The sequence below is a fragment of the Kordia periserrulae genome, assembly GCF_003054265.1.
Lineage (GTDB): Bacteria > Bacteroidota > Bacteroidia > Flavobacteriales > Flavobacteriaceae > Kordia > Kordia periserrulae.
In genome coordinates this window covers 682,815-703,763 of record NZ_QBKT01000001.1, presented here as the reverse complement: position 1 = coordinate 703,763, position 20,949 = coordinate 682,815, and the positions used below count along the sequence as shown (strand labels likewise).

General features: G+C 36.6%; 20 protein-coding genes. 7 read left to right on the top strand and 13 right to left on the bottom strand.

Annotated features, from left to right (window positions below; all coding sequences use genetic code 11):
• Nucleotides 1–24 precede the first annotated feature (24 nt).
• The 3 genes from C8N46_RS03105 (at nucleotide 25) to C8N46_RS03095 (ending at nucleotide 3,954) form a co-directional block, all read left to right on the top strand.
• The gene (locus C8N46_RS03105) at nucleotides 25–942 is read left to right on the top strand and encodes a PorP/SprF family type IX secretion system membrane protein (protein ID WP_108113377.1); all 918 of its coding nucleotides are present in this window, start codon (nucleotides 25–27) and stop codon (nucleotides 940–942) included.
• Between the two features lie 20 nt (nucleotides 943–962).
• Nucleotides 963–2,843 carry an OmpA family protein gene (locus C8N46_RS03100; protein WP_108113376.1) on the top strand — a complete coding sequence of 627 codons (1,881 nt, stop codon included), beginning with the start codon at nucleotides 963–965 and terminating at the stop codon, nucleotides 2,841–2,843.
• A gap of 247 nt (nucleotides 2,844–3,090) precedes the next feature.
• Entirely contained in the window at nucleotides 3,091–3,954 is an 864-nt protein-coding gene (locus C8N46_RS03095; RefSeq protein ID WP_158269067.1) for a helix-turn-helix transcriptional regulator, read from the top strand.
• A 51-nt stretch (nucleotides 3,955–4,005) separates the two neighbouring features.
• Here C8N46_RS03095 and C8N46_RS03090 read toward each other — a convergent pair whose 3' ends face one another.
• The gene (locus C8N46_RS03090) at nucleotides 4,006–4,266 is read right to left on the bottom strand and encodes a class I lanthipeptide (RefSeq protein ID WP_108113374.1); all 261 of its coding nucleotides are present in this window, start codon (nucleotides 4,264–4,266) and stop codon (nucleotides 4,006–4,008) included.
• Between the two features lie 19 nt (nucleotides 4,267–4,285).
• Nucleotides 4,286–4,570, bottom strand: coding sequence for a class I lanthipeptide (locus C8N46_RS03085; protein WP_108113373.1), 285 nt, complete (start codon nucleotides 4,568–4,570; stop codon nucleotides 4,286–4,288).
• A 293-nt stretch (nucleotides 4,571–4,863) separates the two neighbouring features.
• On the opposite strand from C8N46_RS03085, the gene C8N46_RS03080 reads away from it, so the two are divergent.
• The 4 genes from C8N46_RS03080 to C8N46_RS03065 all read left to right on the top strand — a co-directional run bounded on the left by C8N46_RS03080 (nucleotide 4,864) and on the right by C8N46_RS03065 (nucleotide 8,496).
• Nucleotides 4,864–6,207 (top strand): serine hydrolase domain-containing protein, encoded by a 1,344-nt coding sequence (locus tag C8N46_RS03080; protein WP_108113372.1) that lies wholly within the window; start codon nucleotides 4,864–4,866, stop codon nucleotides 6,205–6,207.
• A 360-nt stretch (nucleotides 6,208–6,567) separates the two neighbouring features.
• Nucleotides 6,568–7,104 carry a DUF2589 domain-containing protein gene (locus tag C8N46_RS03075; protein WP_108113371.1) on the top strand — a complete coding sequence of 179 codons (537 nt, stop codon included), beginning with the start codon at nucleotides 6,568–6,570 and terminating at the stop codon, nucleotides 7,102–7,104.
• A gap of 68 nt (nucleotides 7,105–7,172) precedes the next feature.
• Entirely contained in the window at nucleotides 7,173–7,913 is a 741-nt protein-coding gene (locus C8N46_RS03070; RefSeq protein ID WP_108113370.1) for a hypothetical protein, read from the top strand.
• A 46-nt stretch (nucleotides 7,914–7,959) separates the two neighbouring features.
• Nucleotides 7,960–8,496: a hypothetical protein gene (locus C8N46_RS03065; RefSeq protein WP_108113369.1), complete on the top strand. Its 537-nt coding sequence runs from the start codon at nucleotides 7,960–7,962 to the stop codon at nucleotides 8,494–8,496.
• A 62-nt stretch (nucleotides 8,497–8,558) separates the two neighbouring features.
• Here C8N46_RS03065 and sufD read toward each other — a convergent pair whose 3' ends face one another.
• From sufD to C8N46_RS03010, 11 genes are all read right to left on the bottom strand, one after another.
• Nucleotides 8,559–9,878 carry a Fe-S cluster assembly protein SufD gene (sufD, locus tag C8N46_RS03060; protein WP_108113368.1) on the bottom strand — a complete coding sequence of 440 codons (1,320 nt, stop codon included), beginning with the start codon at nucleotides 9,876–9,878 and terminating at the stop codon, nucleotides 8,559–8,561.
• Between the two features lie 11 nt (nucleotides 9,879–9,889).
• Entirely contained in the window at nucleotides 9,890–10,642 is a 753-nt protein-coding gene (sufC, locus tag C8N46_RS03055) for a Fe-S cluster assembly ATPase SufC (protein ID WP_108113367.1), read from the bottom strand.
• Between the two features lie 34 nt (nucleotides 10,643–10,676).
• Nucleotides 10,677–11,111: a hypothetical protein gene (locus tag C8N46_RS03050; RefSeq protein ID WP_108113366.1), complete on the bottom strand. Its 435-nt coding sequence runs from the start codon at nucleotides 11,109–11,111 to the stop codon at nucleotides 10,677–10,679.
• 20 nt (nucleotides 11,112–11,131) lie between these two features.
• Complete coding sequence (gene sufB, locus C8N46_RS03045) at nucleotides 11,132–12,580, bottom strand: Fe-S cluster assembly protein SufB (protein WP_108113365.1); 1,449 nt, start codon at nucleotides 12,578–12,580, stop codon at nucleotides 11,132–11,134.
• Nucleotides 12,581–12,613: 33 nt separating this feature from the next.
• The gene (locus C8N46_RS03040) at nucleotides 12,614–13,015 is read right to left on the bottom strand and encodes a four helix bundle protein (RefSeq protein ID WP_108113364.1); all 402 of its coding nucleotides are present in this window, start codon (nucleotides 13,013–13,015) and stop codon (nucleotides 12,614–12,616) included.
• A gap of 44 nt (nucleotides 13,016–13,059) precedes the next feature.
• On the bottom strand, nucleotides 13,060–13,389 hold the full coding sequence (locus tag C8N46_RS03035) for a HesB/IscA family protein (protein WP_108113363.1): 330 nt from the start codon (nucleotides 13,387–13,389) through the stop codon (nucleotides 13,060–13,062).
• Nucleotides 13,390–13,601: 212 nt separating this feature from the next.
• The gene (locus C8N46_RS03030; RefSeq protein WP_108113362.1) at nucleotides 13,602–14,672 is read right to left on the bottom strand and encodes a cytochrome-c peroxidase; all 1,071 of its coding nucleotides are present in this window, start codon (nucleotides 14,670–14,672) and stop codon (nucleotides 13,602–13,604) included.
• A 421-nt stretch (nucleotides 14,673–15,093) separates the two neighbouring features.
• Nucleotides 15,094–15,723, bottom strand: a complete 630-nt coding sequence (locus tag C8N46_RS03025; RefSeq protein ID WP_108113361.1) for a response regulator transcription factor — start codon at nucleotides 15,721–15,723, stop codon at nucleotides 15,094–15,096.
• Entirely contained in the window at nucleotides 15,720–18,509 is a 2,790-nt protein-coding gene (locus C8N46_RS03020; RefSeq protein ID WP_108113360.1) for a sensor histidine kinase, read from the bottom strand. The genes C8N46_RS03025 and C8N46_RS03020 overlap by 4 nt, the downstream gene beginning before the upstream one ends.
• Before the next feature lie 293 nt (nucleotides 18,510–18,802).
• Complete coding sequence (locus C8N46_RS03015; RefSeq protein WP_108113359.1) at nucleotides 18,803–19,558, bottom strand: MbnP family protein; 756 nt, start codon at nucleotides 19,556–19,558, stop codon at nucleotides 18,803–18,805.
• A 2-nt stretch (nucleotides 19,559–19,560) separates the two neighbouring features.
• Nucleotides 19,561–20,946 carry an autotransporter outer membrane beta-barrel domain-containing protein gene (locus C8N46_RS03010; RefSeq protein ID WP_108113358.1) on the bottom strand — a complete coding sequence of 462 codons (1,386 nt, stop codon included), beginning with the start codon at nucleotides 20,944–20,946 and terminating at the stop codon, nucleotides 19,561–19,563.
• Between the last annotated feature and the right edge of the window lie 3 nt (nucleotides 20,947–20,949).

The following is a 20,949-nucleotide window of genomic DNA, read 5'->3' as shown; positions in this document are numbered from 1 at the left end:
TTAAAAATAATATTACATCATATCATGAAGAACTTATATATCGCACTATTTGTATTACTTTTTTCATTGCCATCATTTGCACAGCAAGATCCTCAGTACACTCAGTATATGTACAACATGGCAGTTATTAATCCAGCGTATGCAGGATCTAGAGAAGGAATATCTTTAGGTGCACTATACAGAAATCAATGGACCGGATTTGACGGTGCCCCAAGAACGTTTACGTTCTTTGGGCATTCGCCAGTCGGTAAAAACGTAGGATTAGGACTTTCTTTAATTTCAGACCAAATTGGCCCTGTAAAAGAAACCAACACTTACGTAGACTTTGCATATACATTAAACTTAGGAGGCGCTCACAAATTGGCGTTTGGTATTAAAGGAGGACTTACCTTCCACGATATAGGATTACTATCACAAGTAAACCCAACACTCATCGACCAAGGAGATGAAGCCTTTTCTAGTAATGTAAATGAAACAACTTTCAATATTGGAGCTGGAGTTTTTTACTACTCCGACAATTACTATTTAGCATTATCGGTGCCTAACTTTTTACAAGGAAAACACCTCGATGTTAATGGTAGAGCGTTCGGTTCGGAAGTACAACACTATTTCCTTACAGGTGGTTATGTATTCCAAGCTAGCCCAAATACTAAAATAAAACCATCGTTCTTAGTAAAGTCCGCTTTTGATGCACCGACATCATTTGACTTGAACTTGAATGCTTTGTTTTATGAAAAATTTGAAATTGGAGCTTCGTACCGTTTGGATGACTCTTTCAGTGGAATGGTCAACTTTGCGATTAACCCGAGATTGCGTATAGGATATGCCTACGATGCAGTAACTTCAGAAATCTCTTCTGTTGCCAATGCATCGCATGAAGTATTTTTACTATTCGATTTATACTTCCCACGTAAAATTTCTCGTTCGCCAAGATATTTCTAAAACCTAACACGCCAATAACAATGAAAAAATTATATATATTATTGCTCGTTCTAGCTACTTCAAATGTATTTGCGCAGAACGATAAAACCAAAAAAGCAGACAAGTTATATAACAGACTTGAATATGTAAAAGCGGCTGAGGAATATCAAGAAATTGCTATTGAAGAAGCAGACGCGTACGTATATGAGCAGTTAGCCAACTGTTACTACAATCTTTTTAAAACGGAAGAAGCAGAACGTTGGTACCGACAAACCATTGCAGAAGGAAATACCAGTGCTGATGTGTATTTTAAATATGCACAAATGCTAAAAGCAAACGGAAAATACCAAGAGCATAACGAATGGATGGCAAAGTTTGCCGCGAAGAAGCCAAATGATAAAAGAGCGATTGCATTCAATGAAAACCCGAATTATATTCCGCAAATTTTAGCAAAAGTGACAAAGTTTGAAGTGAAGAATTCTGAAATCAACACGCAAAATTCTGACTTTGGAGCACTTGCAGTAGGAAGCACAGTATATTTCACGTCTACGCGTGATGGTGGAAGAAAATACGGATGGAACGACCAACCGTATTTAGATATCTACATGGCGTCGTATAGCGGAGATGGCGAATTGTCAAAAGCCGTTTCGTTATCAGACGATATCAATACAAAATATCACGAAGGAACGGTAAGTTTCTCTCCAGATGGAAAAACAATGTACTTCACGCGTGAGAGTTACTACGATGGAAAATTCAAAAAAGACGAAGAAGGAAAAGGAACATTAAACTTATACACAGCTACAATGTCTGGTGGTGAGTGGACAAATGTGCAACCAGTTCCATTCAACAATGACGAATATTCTGTAGGACATCCAGCCGTAAGTGCAGATGGAAAAACACTATACTTTGCATCAGATATGCCAGGCGGATTAGGTCAATCAGACTTATACAAAGTGGCAATAAATGATGATGGAACGTTTGGTGAGCCAGAAAACTTAGGAGGTGACATCAATACAGAAGGAAGAGAATTTTTCCCATATGTAAGTAGCAACAATACCTTATACTTTTCTTCTGACGGACACTTAGGAATTGGAGGATTGGACGTATTTGCGGCAAAAATAAAAGACGATTCGTATGGTGCGGTTCGTAACTTAGGAACGCCGTTAAACAGTAACTCAGATGATTTCTCTTTTACGTTTGATGAAGAATCTAAAAAAGGATTTGTAGCTTCTAACCGTGAAGGAGGAAAAGGAAGTGACGATATTTACGAAGTAGATTTAATCAACCCAATTTGTGATGTTGATTATATAATTACAGTGACAGACAAAGAAACTGGCGCAGCGTTAAGCGGAGCAATGGTGATATTGGCTGATACACAAGGAAACAATGTAGGTTCAAAAACTACCGATGCTGATGGAAAAGTGGTATTCAAAGTAGAATGTGACAAATCATCTGTATTGGAAGCTTCTATCCAAGATTATGTATCACAAAGAGTAGAAGTGAATAGTGGCGACGATCCTGAACAATCGATTGATATTGCACTTGAGCCTATCGAAGAAATTATTGAAGATGTGATTGTGTTAAATCCTATCTATTTTGAATTTGACAAGCACAACATTACCAAAGAAGCAGCTTTCGAATTGGATAAAGCAGTAAATGCAATGAACAAATATCCAAATATGGTAATTAAAGTAGAATCACATACAGACAATAGAGGTTCTGCAGTATACAACCAAAAATTATCAGAAAGAAGAGCTAAATCAACGGTACAATACATCATTTCACAAGGAATTGATGCATCACGCCTTAGCAGTGAAGGAAAAGGAGAAGCAGCTCCGTTGATTGATTGCGGAACGAAATGTACTGATGAAGAACACCAACAAAATCGTCGTTCTGACTTTATTATTGTAAGCAAAGATTAATCAATCTTACATCATATTAAAAACCTGTAGCTGTAAAAAGTTACAGGTTTTTTTATGCGCTTTTGTGAATTACACATAGATTTTTCGTTTCCAAAAAGCGGTCTAACACAGTAATAAATTAACAGTAAAACGACTAAAACCAAGTATTTCTACCGTATTTTATTTAATGTTTAAACTATATATTTGAAGTATTCATAACTGTGCGATTCCCCATAAATACGCTATTACATTTGCAACCGATATTATAGTGATGACAACGCATGAAAATATACTCATAGGAAGTGATACTTCTAGTTCAATAGCTGCAATCCTTAAAAGTTTGCAAGTGATGAATCAGTACAGTTTCATTACGGCTACACGCGTGTCAGACATGGTACAATTATCAGCATCCATTCAACCAACTTTAATTGTACTTAGTTTTAGAAACAATCAAGATGTGATTAATTCTCTAGTTTCCTATAACCGCGATTTTTCTATTCCTATAGTGTGTTTGCATTCCAACGTACAGCATCAAAAATTAAAAATTCGGGAAAACTTAGTGGTATTTCGTCAATCCTTTGAGTATGGAATACAATCCAACAACCTCGTTGGAAATATCTTAGGGATTTTACGACTTATTCAAAAAACACAAATAATTTCAACATCAAAATCGTTTGTGCCAAAAGGAAAATTCACACAAGATCAAAGCAAAGATTTAACACGATATACGTTGGAACTCGACCAAAAAAAAGCCGTGCTAGATAAGATAAAAGAGCGTATCAAACAATTGTATAGCGATGTAGATGCAACAACCAAAACGCGCTTAATGTCCATCGTAAACACCATCAAAATGACGCATAGCGACCAAAGACATTGGGACGATTTTAAACATTATTTCGAAAACATCAATCCAGAATTTATCAAAAAATTGAGTACTAAATTTCCCTGTCTTACGGCAAAAGATTTAAAATACTGCTGTTACCTAAAAATGAACATGTCTAACGAAGACATTCGCATCATTTTAGGAATCAATCAAGAAAGTGTGCGCACTCACAAATACAGGCTTAAAAAAAAACTAGTACTGCAAAAACACCAAGACTTGCGCAATTATTTACAAACCTTCGCAAACTAAAAAAGCTGCCTTTTACAGCAGCTTTCATACTATAGTATATACTAATTGTTCTTAATATGGACACGCCAATGCGGATGGGCAATCATCAATAAATGAATTACATCCGTTAAAGCTACAATCCAATGTTAATGGACAGTCTAACGTTTGTGGACATAACCAAGTGTCTGGACATGCCAACGTTCTTGGACATAATAATGTCACTGGACACGCCAAGGTAATCAAGGTTCCACCGTTTACTTGACCTTCTTCTAATTTTGACACGACCTTTTTGTTAAGTGTCAACTTCTTCAAATTGGTTTTCTTTTTTTTCATGATTTAAGTATTTAATGGATTAATAAGGACAGCCTACGGTGTCAATTGGACATGCAAGCGTAGGACATTCAATAGTTTCAATTGGGCAAACCAGCGTATCTATCGGACATTGTAAACGCGTGTCAATCGGACAAATTAGCGTATTTGGACAAGCGAGCGTATTAATCGGGCAGTTGTAAAACGTATTGATTGGACAAATGTTTACCGAATACGGCGCTCCTCCATTTGCTTGTTGGCTTTCTAAATTAGAAACAACCTTCTTGTTAAGCGAGAGCTTTTTTAAATTGGCTTTCTTTTTTTTCATGGTTTTCTAGTTTTAAATTATAGTTTTGTTACGTAACATACTTACAAATATGTATTTAATTACTTAATTGGAAAACAGCTTTATAGATACTTTTAAGAGGTGTTTTTCCTTTTTTTAAAATAGGAAAAACACTGTGCTTTCTGACAGATGTTTTAAAACTAACTTTTTTCGCAATAAAAATTGAGGCCTAAAAGTCTAAAATCTACCATAGTACAAATCACTTTAATTTTAATATCTTTGAAGACAGTCGTTTGCTAATATCAACGTAGCAAGCATTAAATGCCCACAAAAAGATGAAAAAAGCTTTAAAAATTCTAGGAGTTATAATTGCAGTAATTGTAGTGCTAATTGCATTCAATTACTCTAAACTGAATATCATTTCTGGATATTCTGCCAAAAACATGAGTTCTTCTGTTTTTGTTGCCGGAAGAGCGCCCGCTTTTACCGATACAACAGATAATGGATTTTCACCAATTAAATTTGCTCGTGATTTTGTAGATCAGCAAAAAAAATATGCTTCGGCTTCTGTGTACGGACTTATGGAACGTACTGCCATCTATCGAAAAGGCTTAGGTAGTGTTTTAATTGATGATGAGTACGATGTAACTCAAAAAACGCCAATTCCGCAACGAGATACTACTATACGAATGTTGCCATATCCGTATGGAAACATGCCGCAAAAAGACACTACGTTTTCTAATATCAATTACGAAAAAGTAAACAAAGCAGTACAATACGCTTTTGAAAAAGTAGACGGTGAAGATGTTAAAAAAACAAGAGCGGTTTTAGTCATCTATAAAGACCAAATTATTGCTGAAAAATATGCAAAAGGGTTTGACAAAGACTCCAAAATCTTAGGTTGGTCCATGACGAAGAGCTTAGTAAGCACGATGTATGGAATACTAGAATATCAAGGGAAATTGAGCGTGTTGGACAACGCACCTATTGAAGCTTGGAAAAATGATGAACGAAAAGAAATTACCATTCACAATTTATTGCAAATGAACAGCGGTTTGGAGTGGGATGAAAACTACAATACTATCTCTGATGTCACCAAAATGCTCTTTTTAGACAAAGACATGACCGCTTCTCAAATAGACAAACCGTTAGTTGGAAAACCAAACGAAACATGGAATTACTCTTCTGGAACGTCTAATTTACTATCGGGAATCTTGCGACAACAGTTCAACAGTCATCAAGAATACTTAGATTTTCCGTACACAAATTTTATCGATAAAATCGGCATGCACTCTATGCTGATTGAAGCTGACATGGATGGAAACTATGTAGGTTCGTCGTATGGTTGGGCAACGCCGCGCGATTGGGCAAAATTTGGCTTGTTGTATTTACACAGAGGCGACTGGAACGGCACACGTATTTTTGACGATTCTTGGGTAGATTATATTACCAAACCAACACCAACATCAGAAGGACGTTACGGCGGTCATTTTTGGCTCAATGCTGGCGGATTTCACAAAGATGTACCAAAAGATATGTATTCGGCAAATGGATATCAAGGACAGCGAGTGTACATCATTCCTTCAAAAAACTTGGTAGTAGTGCGTTTTGGATTGGTTGGAAAAGATGCGCTCGACTTTAATCGTTTTCTAAGTGAAATATGCAATGCGGTTGAATAAGTAACTGCAACTACAAAATCAAAAATTTTACAAAGAGCTGCAATGTACATCGTGGTACATTGCAGCTCTTTTTCTTGTGATATGTGTATTCTAGCATAATTTGAAATCGCTTTACTTCAACTTTAAACAATACATTTTAAAACATATTACTTATTATAATGTGAAATTACAGGATTAAATATTGTAATATGTTTGTGTAAAACAACAAATGTTGTATGTTTGCGCCGTAATTCTTTCGAAAGAATATCTTTTTAAGCTTAAAATCCGTAAGAAATTGTTCGCGACTATTTTTTGCACAAAAGGAGAAAGCCGAAAAGCCTTTGAAAAAGAGTAGGCACAAAATTTTAAAAAATTACAATTATGCCAGTTAATCCAAATGAGATTGCTAACATCAACTTTAGTGCGATGTTAGGAAAGCCATTAACAGCAGTTATTGATGCGCAAGCAGCAGCAGCACTGTCTACGGTTGATTTTATCAACGAAGTAGGTTTAGATGATTTGGGGAAAGTAAAAAATGTATCATTTATTTACTCCAAATTAATTGACGGAATCAGTACAGAAGTTACATTAACCACACCGTTATTAACCATTGTGCCAATTCCATTCATGAGAGTTGCCGATACCACTATCGATTTTAATGCTAAAATTTCTAGTGTGACCAAAGTGACCACGACAACTTCTCACAAATTAGATTTAAGTGCTGAATTGAGTTTACGTTGGGCTTGGGGACGTTTTGACTTTAAAGGAAGTTACTCGTACCAAAAGAAAAATACGTACTCTGACGAATCGAAGCGTTCTTATAGTATGAATGTTAGAATTCATGCAGTACAAGACGAACTTCCAGCAGGAATGAGTCGTGTGTTAGACATGCTTGAAGAGTCTATTATTGAATCTTAAAACGTATTTCATTAACAATTGAAGAAGCCTCTTCGGAGGTTTCTTCCACTTAAAAAAACAAAAAAATCATGATTACCTTAAAAGATTATATCGGAAAGATTTATAAAGAGGTTACCAATGCCAAAGTACAATCAGATATTGAAACCTTAGCAATCGCCCAAGAATATGTGGAAAATCCAATGTTGAAACATTTTGCCGTGCCAAACATACGCATCAAAGACATGCAGTTAACAATTCCAGTTGCTGTTGATACTACACAAACGGTTGCACGCAGTTATACGGAAAGCGAAGTGCAAAAAGTATATGAAGATGCTTTTACCAAAGTAACTACTGATTCACTAGCAGATAGAGCTGATGAACATAATGCCTACTTACAAAGTATTCAACCAGAATTGGCAACTAAAGCACAAGTAGAAGCAACCGCAACAGTTTCCCGTTTACAACAAGCAGAAGCTACTGCCGCACCAGAAGGCGAATCTGCTGACGGAACTACTTCCGCAGAATATGCCAACGCTTTAAATATATCAGCAAATAAATTTGTGGATGTTTCTTTTGGCTTTTTGACAGATTTGAATATTGAAGAGCCTGTATTCCGTACAGCAATGGTGCAAGAAATTGAACAAAATTTACAACCACGAACGCCAGAAATTCAAGATCTTCCTGTCATCGTAGAAACGCAACGTTTGGAAGCCATCAACGATCCTACGAATCTTATCAGTATTAAAATAAACATTACGGACGACGCTATGGAATGGACAACTGATGTAGACGAAAACGGTAATACCGTACAACGATTAGATTATCTATAAACCCATGGTTTTCACACGTAAGTGAAAATAACAAAAACAGCAACAAATGAAAACAAGTATCATAGAAAAAAACAACTTCTTTGAAGCTTCCATTTACAAAGTTGAATTGATTTCTGAATTGCTTCGTTCCAAATCTTCTCGCTTTTTAGCGGAGATTGAGCGTTGGCTTTCTGAAAATCAACAAGCATTAAAGCAGTTTGGATTGGTAGAATCGAGTCGTATGAGCATTTTGCAAAATCAGTTGTTTGTGGCAAAAACAAATGATGTTCCTCAAAAAAGAAGACACGTGTTAATGGTTGGCGCCAATTGCTTAGAATCCGCGCATAGTGTGTTGACAGGATTGCACGAGCCTATCAAAACAAAGTTGACAAATGGAAGAGAAACCATTCAGCAAATTTTAATGATGGTCAAAGAAAACCCAGCATATCAACAATCACCGCAGGAAAACTTTAATCAATACGTAAAAAATACTTGGAAGCGTTTGCGACAAGATTCTCAATTTACAGCTGTCGCAATGCAATTACAAACACTGCTTCCTGAAGTTGATATTTACAGAATTATTGCAGAAGAAATTGAACTTTAAGCCAAAAAAAATCCCAAAGCATGAACGCTTCGGGATTTTATCTCTCTTTTTTGTCCTATTTTTTATAGTTCGAATCCTAAATTCACACCTAATTTTTGTGCGATTAACTTGGTGATTCGCGTTTTGATAGCGTTTATTTTCACGCTTGCTAAAACGTTATTTGCAAACGCGTACATTAACAATGCTTTTGCTTCCTTCTCGGGAATTCCGCGCGAACGCAGATAAAATAAAGCATCTTTGTCCAACTGACCAATGGTACAACCGTGCGAGCATTTTACATCATCTGCAAAAATTTCAAGTTGTGGTTTGGTGTTGATGGTTGCTTTATCATCTACCAAAATATTATTATTTGCTTGAAACGCATTCGTCTTTTGTGCTTCCTTTTCTACAATTACTTTTCCATTGAAAACACCTGTAGAACGTCCGCCAAAAATTCCTTTATAATCTTGATGACTTTCACAATTTGGCTCAATATGATGTACCAATGTGTTGTGGTCAACGTGTTGTTTGTCATCAATAATGGTCACACCTTTCATGGTAGAATCAATGCGTTCTCCTTTTTGAAAAAACTGCAAATTGTTTCGCACCAACTTTCCGCCAAAAGAAAAGGTATGCACCGAAACATTACTGCTTTGCTTTTGAGAAACAAACGTATTATCAATTAACGACGCTTCTTGGTTGTCGTTTTGAATTTTGTAATAATCGACAATCGCACGCTTATTGGCAAATATTTCTGTAACCGAATTTGTCAACACAACATTCGATGTTAAACTTTGATGACGCTCAATAATTTGCACATGTGAATTTTCATCAACTACAATCAAATTGCGCGGTTGCAACATCACAGATGCTTCGCTTCCTGTAGAAAAGTGAATAATTTGTATCGGTTTTTTCACTACGTTATTTCGTGGAATGTGAATGTACGCACCTTCCGAAGCAAACGCGGTATTTAACGACGTTAAACTGTGTGTGTCTTTGGCAGCTTTGTTATAGTATGAATCTATAATCACTTTATACTTAGGCTGATTCAACGCTGCACTCATCAAGCAAACATCAATGCCGTCATGTGTTGTTTCGGATAGAAACGAACTGTATTTTCCGTCGATAAATACAATTTTGTACGTATCAATATCGTGAATAAAATACTTTTTAACTTCCTTAAATTCAATTGCTGATTCGTGACGTGGCGAAATAACATAATCGTGCTTCAATATGGAATTTAGCGACGTATATTTCCAATCTTCGTCTTTTTTTGTAGGAAATCCTTTTTGTTGAAAGGTCTTTATTGCGTGATTTCTAATGTCATGAATATGCTTTGATTCATCGTGAACACGATCTTCAAAAACCATAAATGATGACAATAATTTATCTTTTAATTCCATGTGGTACTTCCTTAAATAGTTGCTTCTTGCTTAATCCAATCGTATCCTTTTTCTTCTAACTCTAAAGCAAGTTCTTTGGTTCCTGATTTTACAATTTTTCCATCGTGCAATACGTGAACATAATCAGGCACAATATATTCTAATAAACGCTGATAGTGCGTAATGACGATAACAGCGTTGTCTTTGCTACGTAATTTATTCACACCATTGGCAACAATTCGCAACGCGTCAATATCCAATCCAGAATCGGTTTCGTCTAAGATGGCTAATTTTGGCTCTAGCATTGCCATTTGAAAAATTTCATTACGCTTTTTTTCTCCGCCAGAAAATCCTTCATTCAACGAGCGCGATAAAAATTTACGGTCAATTTCGAGTAATTCAGCTTTTTCACGAATCTTTTTAAGCATTTCGCTTGCCGACATTTCTTCCAAACCTTTTGCTTTGCGCGTTTCGTTGATAGCCGTTTTGATGAAGTTGGTTACCGTAACACCAGGAATTTCTACAGGATATTGGAATGATAAAAATACACCTTCATGCGCACGCTCTTCAGGTCCTAGTTCTTCAATATTTTCTCCGTTAAGGAAAATTTCTCCTTCCGTTACTTCGTATTCTTCTTTTCCTGCAATAACAGATGATAAGGTACTTTTTCCAGAACCGTTTGGTCCCATAATCGCATGTACTTCTCCTGCTTTTACTTCAAGGTTGATTCCTTTCAGAATTCCTTTTTCTTCAATACCTGCGTGTAAATTTTTTATGTGTAACATGGTAAACTATGTTTTCTATTTTTTGTAAATCGAATTATTGATTGTTGGTGATAATGATGGTGCCATCATTTCCGCTTGGTTTTTGTACGGAAAGAATTTCTTTAATTTCAACAGCTTCTGGCCATCCGTCTTTAACAGGATTTGGCATCGTAGTTCCTCTAATAACTACAGGAACCATATCGTGTTCGTTTTGTTTAAACTGATCGCATTGCTTGTTGAGTTCGTGCATTTTTTCGTCAATCACCACAGCATACATTTGACTGTTTGATGTTTTCAACACCGCAGCATTTTCATTTTCCAAGTATAAAAACATTCCGGAAAACGTGTCATACGCATCACCAACTGTTTTTGTTGCGGTAAAACCTTCTTTTTTTTCTGTTTCGCTTGCGGCTTTATCTGTTGTTTTTGTTTCGTTTTTACAACTTACTAGCAAAAGTCCGAATGCAAGGATGAAATAGATTTTTTTCATTGTATAGTTTTTTTGATTGCTTATCCAACAGAACCTTCTAAGGAAATTTCTAATAATTTTTGTGCCTCTATGGCAAATTCCATTGGTAACTTGTTCAACACGTCTTTGCTAAAACCATTTACAATCAAAGCGATGGCTTTTTCAGTGTCAATTCCTCGTTGATTGCAGTAAAAAATTTGATCTTCCCCAATTTTACTAGTGGTAGCTTCGTGTTCTACTTGTGCTGTTTTATTTTTTGCTTCGATATACGGAAAAGTATGTGCGCCACATTTATTTCCCATCAAGAGTGAATCACACTGCGAGAAGTTACGCGCATTTTCTGCTCGTGGCGAAATTTGTACCAATCCGCGATAGCTATTTTGTGATTTTCCTGCCGAAATTCCTTTAGAAATAATAGTGCTTTTGGTGTTTTTTCCCAAATGAATCATCTTCGTTCCTGTATCTGCTTGCTGGTAATTATTGGTTACCGCGATAGAATAAAATTCTCCTACCGAATTGTCTCCTTTCAATACACAACTTGGATATTTCCACGTTACTGCCGAACCTGTTTCTACTTGCGTCCACGAAATTTTAGAGTTGGTTTCGCACAATCCACGCTTGGTTACGAAATTGTACACACCACCTTTTCCTTCAGCATTTCCTGGAAACCAGTTTTGTACCGTAGAATATTTGATTTCTGCATCGTCCAAAGCAATCAATTCTACGACCGCAGCATGCAATTGATTTTCATCACGCGATGGTGCTGTACAACCTTCCAAATAACTCACATAGCTGCCTTCGTCTGCAATCACCAACGTACGCTCAAACTGTCCTGTTCCCGCTTCATTGATTCGGAAATAGGTTGATAATTCCATCGGACAACGAACGCCTTTTGGAATATAACAAAAAGAACCATCGGTAAATACCGCAGAATTCAGCGCGGCGTAAAAGTTATCTTTTTTCGGAACAACAGTTCCTAAATATTTTTTCACCAATTCTGGATGTTCCTGAATGGCTTCCGAAATAGGGCAGAAGATGATGCCTTTTTCGGCAAGTGTCTTTTTAAAAGTCGTCGCCACAGAAACCGAATCCACTACGACATCAATCGCAACTCCTTGCAATTTCTTTTGTTCATCAACAGAAATTCCGAGTTTCTTATACATTTCCAGCAACTCTGGGTCAACATCGTCTAGTGTTTTGTTGGGATCGGCTTTTTTAGGAGCAGAATAGTACGAAATGGCTTGAAAGTCTGGTTTTTCATAATTGACATTTGCCCAATCGGGTTCTTCCATTTCCGACCAAATTCGAAATGCATCCAAGCGCCATTCCGTCATCCACTCGGGTTCATTCTTCTTTGCAGAAATCGCTCGAATAATATCTTCATTCAGACCTTTGGGAAACGTATCACTTTTCAAATCGGTATAAAAACCGTACTCATACTCTTTCGTTTCCAGTTCTTTCTGTAATTCTTCTTCGGTATATTTACTCATTTTCTTGTTTGTTCAAAGTTTAAAGTTCCACGTTCAAGGTTGCTTGTTCTTATACTTACTTCCTTTTAGGTCACTTTTTGACAAATAATTTATAAATGCGCTAATTTTCTTATTCAATACAAGTGTTTTCATTTTCAATGTGTCAAAAGCTTCACTTGTAATGTACTTTCTGTCTAAAATTCTATACAATTGTGACCTTGTTTCTCCACAAGATGCTTTTGCAATTGACAAGAATTGTATAAATTCTTTATTTCCATTTCGTTCAAATCCTTCTGCAATATTGTCCATAATAGAACCTGAAGAAGCATTTATTTGGTGATAAAGCTTATAATCACTTTTTAATTCGGTGGTGTTTGCGAGTTCAAAAATATCTTGACAAAGTGTTCTGGCTAGTTTCCAGATTTCTAAATCTTCAAACTGTTTTATAGTTGCCATTAGAAATTAACCTTGAATCAAAAACATTGAACATTGAATGCGCTTTACAGCGAGAACGACTCCCCACATCCACAAGTGCGTTGTGCATTTGGGTTGTTGAAAACAAATCCTTTTCCATTCAATCCACCTGAATATTCCAAAATAGTTCCTACGAGATACAAGAAGCTTTTTTTGTCTACAATGATTTTGACACCATTGTCTTCAAAAACTTTATCTTCTGCTGCGTGACTTTTGTCAAATGATAAATCGTAAGAGAGTCCAGAACATCCACCACTTTTCACACCAACACGAACAAAATCAGTAGTAGCGTCAAAACCATCATCTGTCATGAGTTCGACTACTTTTTTACGAGCTGTGTCTGAAACTGTTATCATTTTTTTAATTACGTTTAAATTGTACGTGCAAAGATAGGCTATTTGCCGTTCTTATTGAAGAAACCTAACATTTATATAACAAATTGTATGATAGAATTTGTTGATGATGGAGAAGTCGCATGCAATTTATGATACAAAAGACTGATAATGTAGGATATATAATGCACAGAAGTGAGTCGGAACATTAGCGAATATCACTATTTTGAAGCGCTTTAAAACTCCGAAAAACGCTGGTCAAAAATAAAGTCGGTATCGGTTAAGGTTTTTAGGAAATCGATGATACGTGCTTTTTCTTCGTCGGTCATCGGAATTCCCAATGTGCCGTCGGTTTGACGCAAGCTTTCATCTACATTTTCCGTGTCTTGAATGCCGCTTCGGTAATGTTCCAACACAGCTTCTAAGTTTGCAAAACGACCGTCGTGCATGTATGGAAAGGTAACTTCAACATTTCTGAGATTTGGCACTTTGAATTTGTATCGATCTTCTGGAAATCCTGTGACGCGCTCGCGACCAATATCGTTGTATTGCGGATCAATTGCCAAACCGTTGTTTCGATATGTTTGGTCAGTAAACAATTCGCCAGCATGACACGAAGCACATTTCTGATTGAACAATTCCATGCCTTGCAGTTCGTTTGCGGTGAGTGTGACATTTCCTTCGTTTCTGCGGAATTTGTCGTATTTGCTATTCGAAGAAACCATCATTACCATAAATTGCGACAAGGCTTTTAAGATATTTTCCGAATTGATTTCCCCATTTTCAAATGCTTCTCTGAACAATCGCGGATAATCGGGATGTGCTTGCAATTTGGCAATGATACTCGTAAACGATTCGTTCATTTCCACTTCGTTCGTAATGGGAATAATCGGTTGCATGTCTAAATGAATGGCGGCACCATCCCAATTAAATTCGTTCTGAAAGGCTAAATTTTGCAACGGTTGCGCATTTCGGCTTCCCAAGGCACCATCTACACCGTGACTTACAATGTGCGTGTGATGTGTAAAAGCAAATTCTTGAATATGGCAAAAACCGCACGCCACAATATTGTCTGATGCCATACGACCTTCATAGAATAAGCGTCTTCCCAATTCAAAACCCGTTTCCGTTGGTGGATTGTTTTCTATATCATATTGCAATGGTGGAAAATTCGAAGGCACTTCAAAACTTAACGGTACGTTTTGGTATTCGCCCGCAGCTTGTGTTGGAATTTCTTCGTAAGGTTCGTTTTTACAAGAAAAAAACACCAACGCAATGAGTAGATATGTGAGTTTCAAAAGTTTCATAGCTGTGGCTAAAATACCAAATGTTAGTCGATTAGACAATAGTACTGCAAATTGTATGATATTTTATGAATGATTTAAAATCCTACAAATTGCATGACTTGTACGACTTTTATTTCCGATAGCTTTGGAATAGTATTAATCACAAAATTCAAAAACGATGAAAAAACAAAATTTGAAGAAAAACTTAGTGTTCGCAAGAAAAACAGTTTCAAGCTTGAACGGAAAAGAAGTGACCGGAGGCGCATTGTCGGGAAATTTCGCCTGCACAAGAACGAATAAAGTTAATTGTGCAACTGAATTAACGTATACCCAATGCGCAGGTTGTAATTCATGGTATTGCTAGATAGTTAGTAGAAATATCACTCAAACTCACAGTCGACACTCATGTTTTTAGGTTTATAGTGTTGCATTGTGAGTTTTTTTAAATCATTTTCTTTTCATTTGCCAATTGAATTGCCTCTGCTTTGGAATTGACATGCAGTTTTTGGTAAATGTTCCGAATGTGCGTGCGAACCGTAGTTTTTGAAATGAACAACTCTTCCGCAATATTGCTATAGGTTTTTCCTTTTGCCAGCAAGGTCAACACTTCTTTTTCTCGTTTGGATAAGGTATTATCTTGATGATTTAATTGAAACGATTCCACCACCATTTTGGCAATTTTATTACTCATCGGTGCGCCACCTTTTTCCAAATCTGCCAACGCTTTGTTCAATTCGGGAACGCCCAAACTTTTGGTTAAATACCCACAAGCGCCCGCTTTTAAAGCTTCAAATACCATATTGCTATCTTCAAAAACCGTCACAATAATCAATTCGATATTAGGAAATTGTTGCTTGATGCGTTTGGTGCCTTCAATGCCGTTGATGCCTGGTAATCCTATATCCATTAAGATAATATCGGGAAGATTTCCAGACGTTAAATCGTCAAAAGCAGTTTCAAAATCTTCGTACACGCCTAACAAAATATAGTTGTCAAGCTGCTGCACGTAACTTGTCATATTTTCGCGAAAAATGACATTGTCTTCAATAATAGAGATATATTTTTTCGTCATGATTCTATATATTTTATAAGTTCTTCTTCCACATCTAACACAAACGTATAGCAAACACCATCCGATTTTTCAATGCTCATCTCGGCATCAATCATTTCCATACGTTTTTGGATATTTTTGAGTCCGTTTCCGTTGTCGGAAATCGCCGCTTCAATTCCGATGCCATTGTCTTGAATTTGAATGGTAAATGTATTTTCATACAAATATGCCTTAAACGTAACTTTTGTCGCTTGCGAATGTTTGATGATATTCGCCAAAATTTCTTTGTATGCCAAAATGATGTTTCTGCTTTTGGTGTATGAAATGTCAATAGGAAAAATGTCTATTTCTTGATACAAAAAGTCAATTTCGTCAAAAAGATCAAAAAAGTTTTCGCCATAATCTCTTAGGTATTTGCAAAGACTTTCAATGTTGTTGTTTTTGGGATTTAACGACCATACAAAATCTTTCGCCGTATGATAAATTTCCTTAGAAAGCGACGTAATTTTATCCACTTTGGGTGACGTTATTTTTTCGCTGTGTTTTAAATTGTTAGACAAACCGATGACGGAAGCAATTTTATTCCCGATTTCGTCGTGAAAGTCACGCGCGACTTCTTCTCGCAAATGCTCTACTTTGTGTTCTAAAAAAATCCGTCGGTCAATTTCATTGGATAAAATAGCGTTTCTGCGTTTAATCACGCGTAAGCGAAACCATAAAAATCCTAACAATAACAGTACAATTACAATAAAAATAAATATTTTAATCACCGTAAGTTGATACCATTTTGGCGCAATGGTGAACGTTGTTGTTACAGGTGCAGACCAGTTACTGTTGAGATGTTTTCCGCGAAACGAAACAGAATAGGTTCCGGGTTTTAAATTGCTCATGTGGAGTTGCTGCAGGTTTCTTTTGCGCCATTCAGAATTGTTGATGTTGTATTCAAAAAGTACGTCTTCGGCAAAATATTGTGTGCTATTTTTAAACTGAATATGCACTTGGTCGTCTTTAATGGTGGTTTGATGAATGTCGATTTTTGGAGCTTCCATTACTTGAAGTCGCTGTGGATTGAATTCCATAATTCCGTTACCAGTGGTTATCCAAACAATGCCTTTGGAATCTTGATAAAAACTATAAATATTATCGGAATTGGTGCCGTTTTTAGTGTTGAAATGATACGTGAAATCATCTGTCAAAATCCAAAGCCCTTTGTTAGAAGCTATGTAAATTCTATCATCCGAATCGACAAAAGTATCATTGATATAAATGTTTTTATCGGTAAATTGCAATGTTGAAACTGCATTTTCTTTATACGTAAACGCTTCGTACGGCGTGGTAATAATGATTTGATTTTTATGTTTGAGCAACTTCCGAACTACACGTTGTGCAAACGTTTGTTGTAAAACAGTATCTATTTCTTCTGCCCATGTATCTGCTCCACTTTTGCTAAATTTTCGAATGCCAGCTTGCGTGCCAATATGTATGGTATTGTTGGTAAAAATTCCGGTGTTTATTTTTTTAGCTTTTCGGTTGTATTGAATACAAAACAAATCTTCTCGTTCCCCGCGATGAAAACGACTCAGCCAATATTTGGAATAAAAAATTGTGTCTTTTTCTGCGGCATACAGAAAGTTGTTAGCACGGCAACCACTAATTTCTTCTAATTTGGAATTGTACAAACCCTCGTGTGAAGAGAAATAGCGTTCGTTTTGAAATTCGAAAATGGTATTGAGTCGAAATTTATTTTTTTGTGGTGTAAAAGTATTGTCTTCTTGTAGGGTGTATGAAACGTTTTCTGTGGCAAACACCATATTTCCAGCATCATTTTCATAACAAAATTTAGGCACAGGAATTTGGTAATCATTTTTTTGATACGATTTAAAAAGTGACGGGAAAAGCTTGTAAATACCATTGCCATAACTCGCTACATAAATGATATTGTCATCCACAAAAATATCGCTGATGCCGTATTTTATAGTGAGAATGCACTCGGTGTTTACAATTTTAGAAAAATCGTCTGAAAATGTTACAATACACAAACTGCTGTATTCCGCACGATGCTTGAATTGCACTATAATTTGCTGTTTTTTATACGGTTCAATATGCTGAATAGTATAGGAGTTTTTGAAATGATAACTTTGTTTTTGTTCAGGATTTTTCTTTGAAATCCAAGTTAGGTTGCCGTGCTGGTCTCCAAAAAATAACAATGAATTTATACTGCGAATCGCTTCTACAGGTGCTGTAGGTTGGTACGGAAACGGTGTTTGTTGATTGCCGTTCCAATCGTAGGTTTTGATAGTTTGTCCTTCAGCAATATAAATAGCATCAATATCAATGGCAATGCGACGATTTCTATTTGTGTAATTTTCAGAAACAAGCGTGTCAACAACGTACTCTTTGTTAAAAGTTAAAAAAGCATTTCGTTGATATACATTGTAAAAAAGTACTTTGTCTTGATATTGCAATGCTCTGTTGACACGCTCAGCATATACATTGGTAAATTCTTGTTTTTGCTTTGCGATAATGCCATCCAACCACGAACTGATGTATAAAATGCTGTCATTTTTATTGACCAAACACACAGGATAGCGTACTTCTTTCCGATGATGAATTTTAAAATCGACACCGTCAAAAGTTGTCAATCCGCCATCAGTAGCGATATACAATTCATCTTGAAATTTTTCAATAGCAAAGGTGTAATTGTCGGGCAAGCCATTTTCAACATTGTAGTGTTGCTGTGTCCAATATTGCGCATACAATTGAACACAACTCAATAGAAAAATGGTATGGAGTATGATTTTTTTCACCTAAGGAAACGTACGTTTCCTTAAATGTAAGCATTCTGTTGAAGTTGTAGTACTACATTTTGTAGTATTTAATGTGAGTTTGATATAATAATTTCGGTATATATTTGATTTACATGATTTTATACCTAATGTCAAATCGAGCGCAGTCGAGATTCAATTGAAATACATATTTTCTTAGCTGTTCTCGTGAGCTATGCTCGGTATCTACGATAATGCTCCTGAACTGACAAGTGTAATTACAAGCATTGTCATTTTTTCTTATCTCAAACTCACGTTATTTATGTAATCAGAATTTACTGTGCGCTGAACATGCTTTCCAAGTTCGTAGCGATTCGCGGCGCATTCACAGGATCTACTTGAATGTTGTTAGTGTCTTCTAACTTGATTTGATTGGTGGCATCAATGATACGTTCAATATATGCTTCAACCATTACGGAAGCAGTAGTTCCTGCATTGACATTCATGGTATTTGCGAGTGGAAGTGTGACAAATTTGTAATTGTCTAAGTTTTGTCCATGACTTCCCACGTGAATTACAAACGGACTTTCCGTGCCACCTTGCGGTGTAAATGTGCCTTCAAACTTGATAAAAATATAGCCTGCTGCCCAATTCCAAATCATTTGTGCTTCTTCTGCGGTAGGAATAAAATTGAGCATTCCGTCCAACGGATATTCTGATTGGTCGACGCCAATTCCAAACGAAATGTGTGTATAATTTCCAACAGGAATTCCATCCAAATTCAGTGTTAAACTGCTCAAATCTGCTTCGTTGATTACAAAATAAGAATCCGCTTTTGGATACTCAAAAATAGTTCCGTTGTCTTGCGTCAATTGGATGTTGGAAATGATATATTTTAGTTCATTGGTGACCACACTTTCGTTGTTTTGGTTTACATATACAGTTGTGCCCAATGTCAAATTTTGATTGGCAGAAATACGATTGTCAAACGTAATTTCTACTGTTGAAGTTTCTATTACATCAGCATCGCTATTACACGATAATACTAGTATTGATAAACTCAAAGAAAATAGATAAACAATCTTTTTCATAATTATTTGATGTTGATGATAAATGCGTCTTTGATACCTTTATTTTCTACAATATCGCCATCGTTGCTTTGTGTGCTTCCCGCGACAATTAGTTTTTTGTCCATCGTTTCTACAATGCCAAAAGCAATATCCAATTGTGAACCACCAAAGTTTTTCTCCCAAGTGATAGTACCCGAATCAGAAATTTTCACCACCCAAAAATCATTTTGACCATAATTGGAATTGACATCTACAGTATCACTTTTAGAGCTTCCCACAATGGCAAATCCGCCTTCTTGTAATGCTGTGATGCCACGTGCGGAATCAAAATCAGTGCCGCCATACGTGCGTTCCCAAAGTAACGAACCATCCGTGTCTGAAATTTTTAGCACCCAAAAATCGGCAGCGCCTTTTAAGTTGGAAACATCTCCGTCACTGCTTCGCGTATCGCCCACCACAATATAATTTCCGTCGTTAGTTTTGGCAATGTCATAACCGATGTCAATGCCACTTCCACCATAGGATTCTTGCCAAATTAAATCGCCAGTATTGCTAAGTTTTACCACCCAAAAATCATAACTTCCTTTGCTGTTAGTAATGTCAAAATCATCACTTTCCGAAGAGCCTGCAATGATAAAATTACCATCATCCGTTTCCAAAGCAGCATACGAACGGTCGTTGTTGCTTCCGCCGAAATAGCGACTCCAAGTAATGTTTCCATTAGCGTCTAATTTGTGACACCAAAATTCGCCAACACCATGTTCAAAATTAATTTCTTCTTGATTTGAAGTGCCATTTCGCCCAAAATTTCCTTGTCCGCCAGAAGCGGTAATGTCTAAAAATCCTGTAGTAAAATAACCGCCGTCGCTCGTTTGAATAATGTCAAATGCTTGATCACTTCCTGAATATCCGATGCTTTTTTCCCACTGAATGTTTCCAGCAGCATCCAATTTTACAATCCATTGATCATAAAAACCATTGTTTTGGCTTACATCTTCATCCGCGCTACGACTGTATCCTGTGATGATAAATCCACCATCAGCAGTGGCTTTGATGGCTTCGCCACGGTCGTCAGCTGTACCGCCGTAGGTTTTGCTCCACAGTAAATTTCCATCCGCATCCAAGCGTGCTACCCAATAGTTGTTTTGTTCAGAAGCATTATCGGTAATGTCGCCGTTGATACTTTCGGTGTAACCAACAATTGCCGTTCCGCCGTCCGCCGTCAAAGTGATGTCTTGTGCAGTATCTTCTTGCGTACCGCCAAGCGTTGTTATCCAATTGATTTCTCCTAAAAATACAATCGGATCTTCGGTGTCTGTTGAATCTAGTGGTGCGTTTCCATCATCGGAAGCACAACTTACGAGAAGCATCAACAGAGTAAATAGGTAGTATATATTATTTTTTTGCATGAA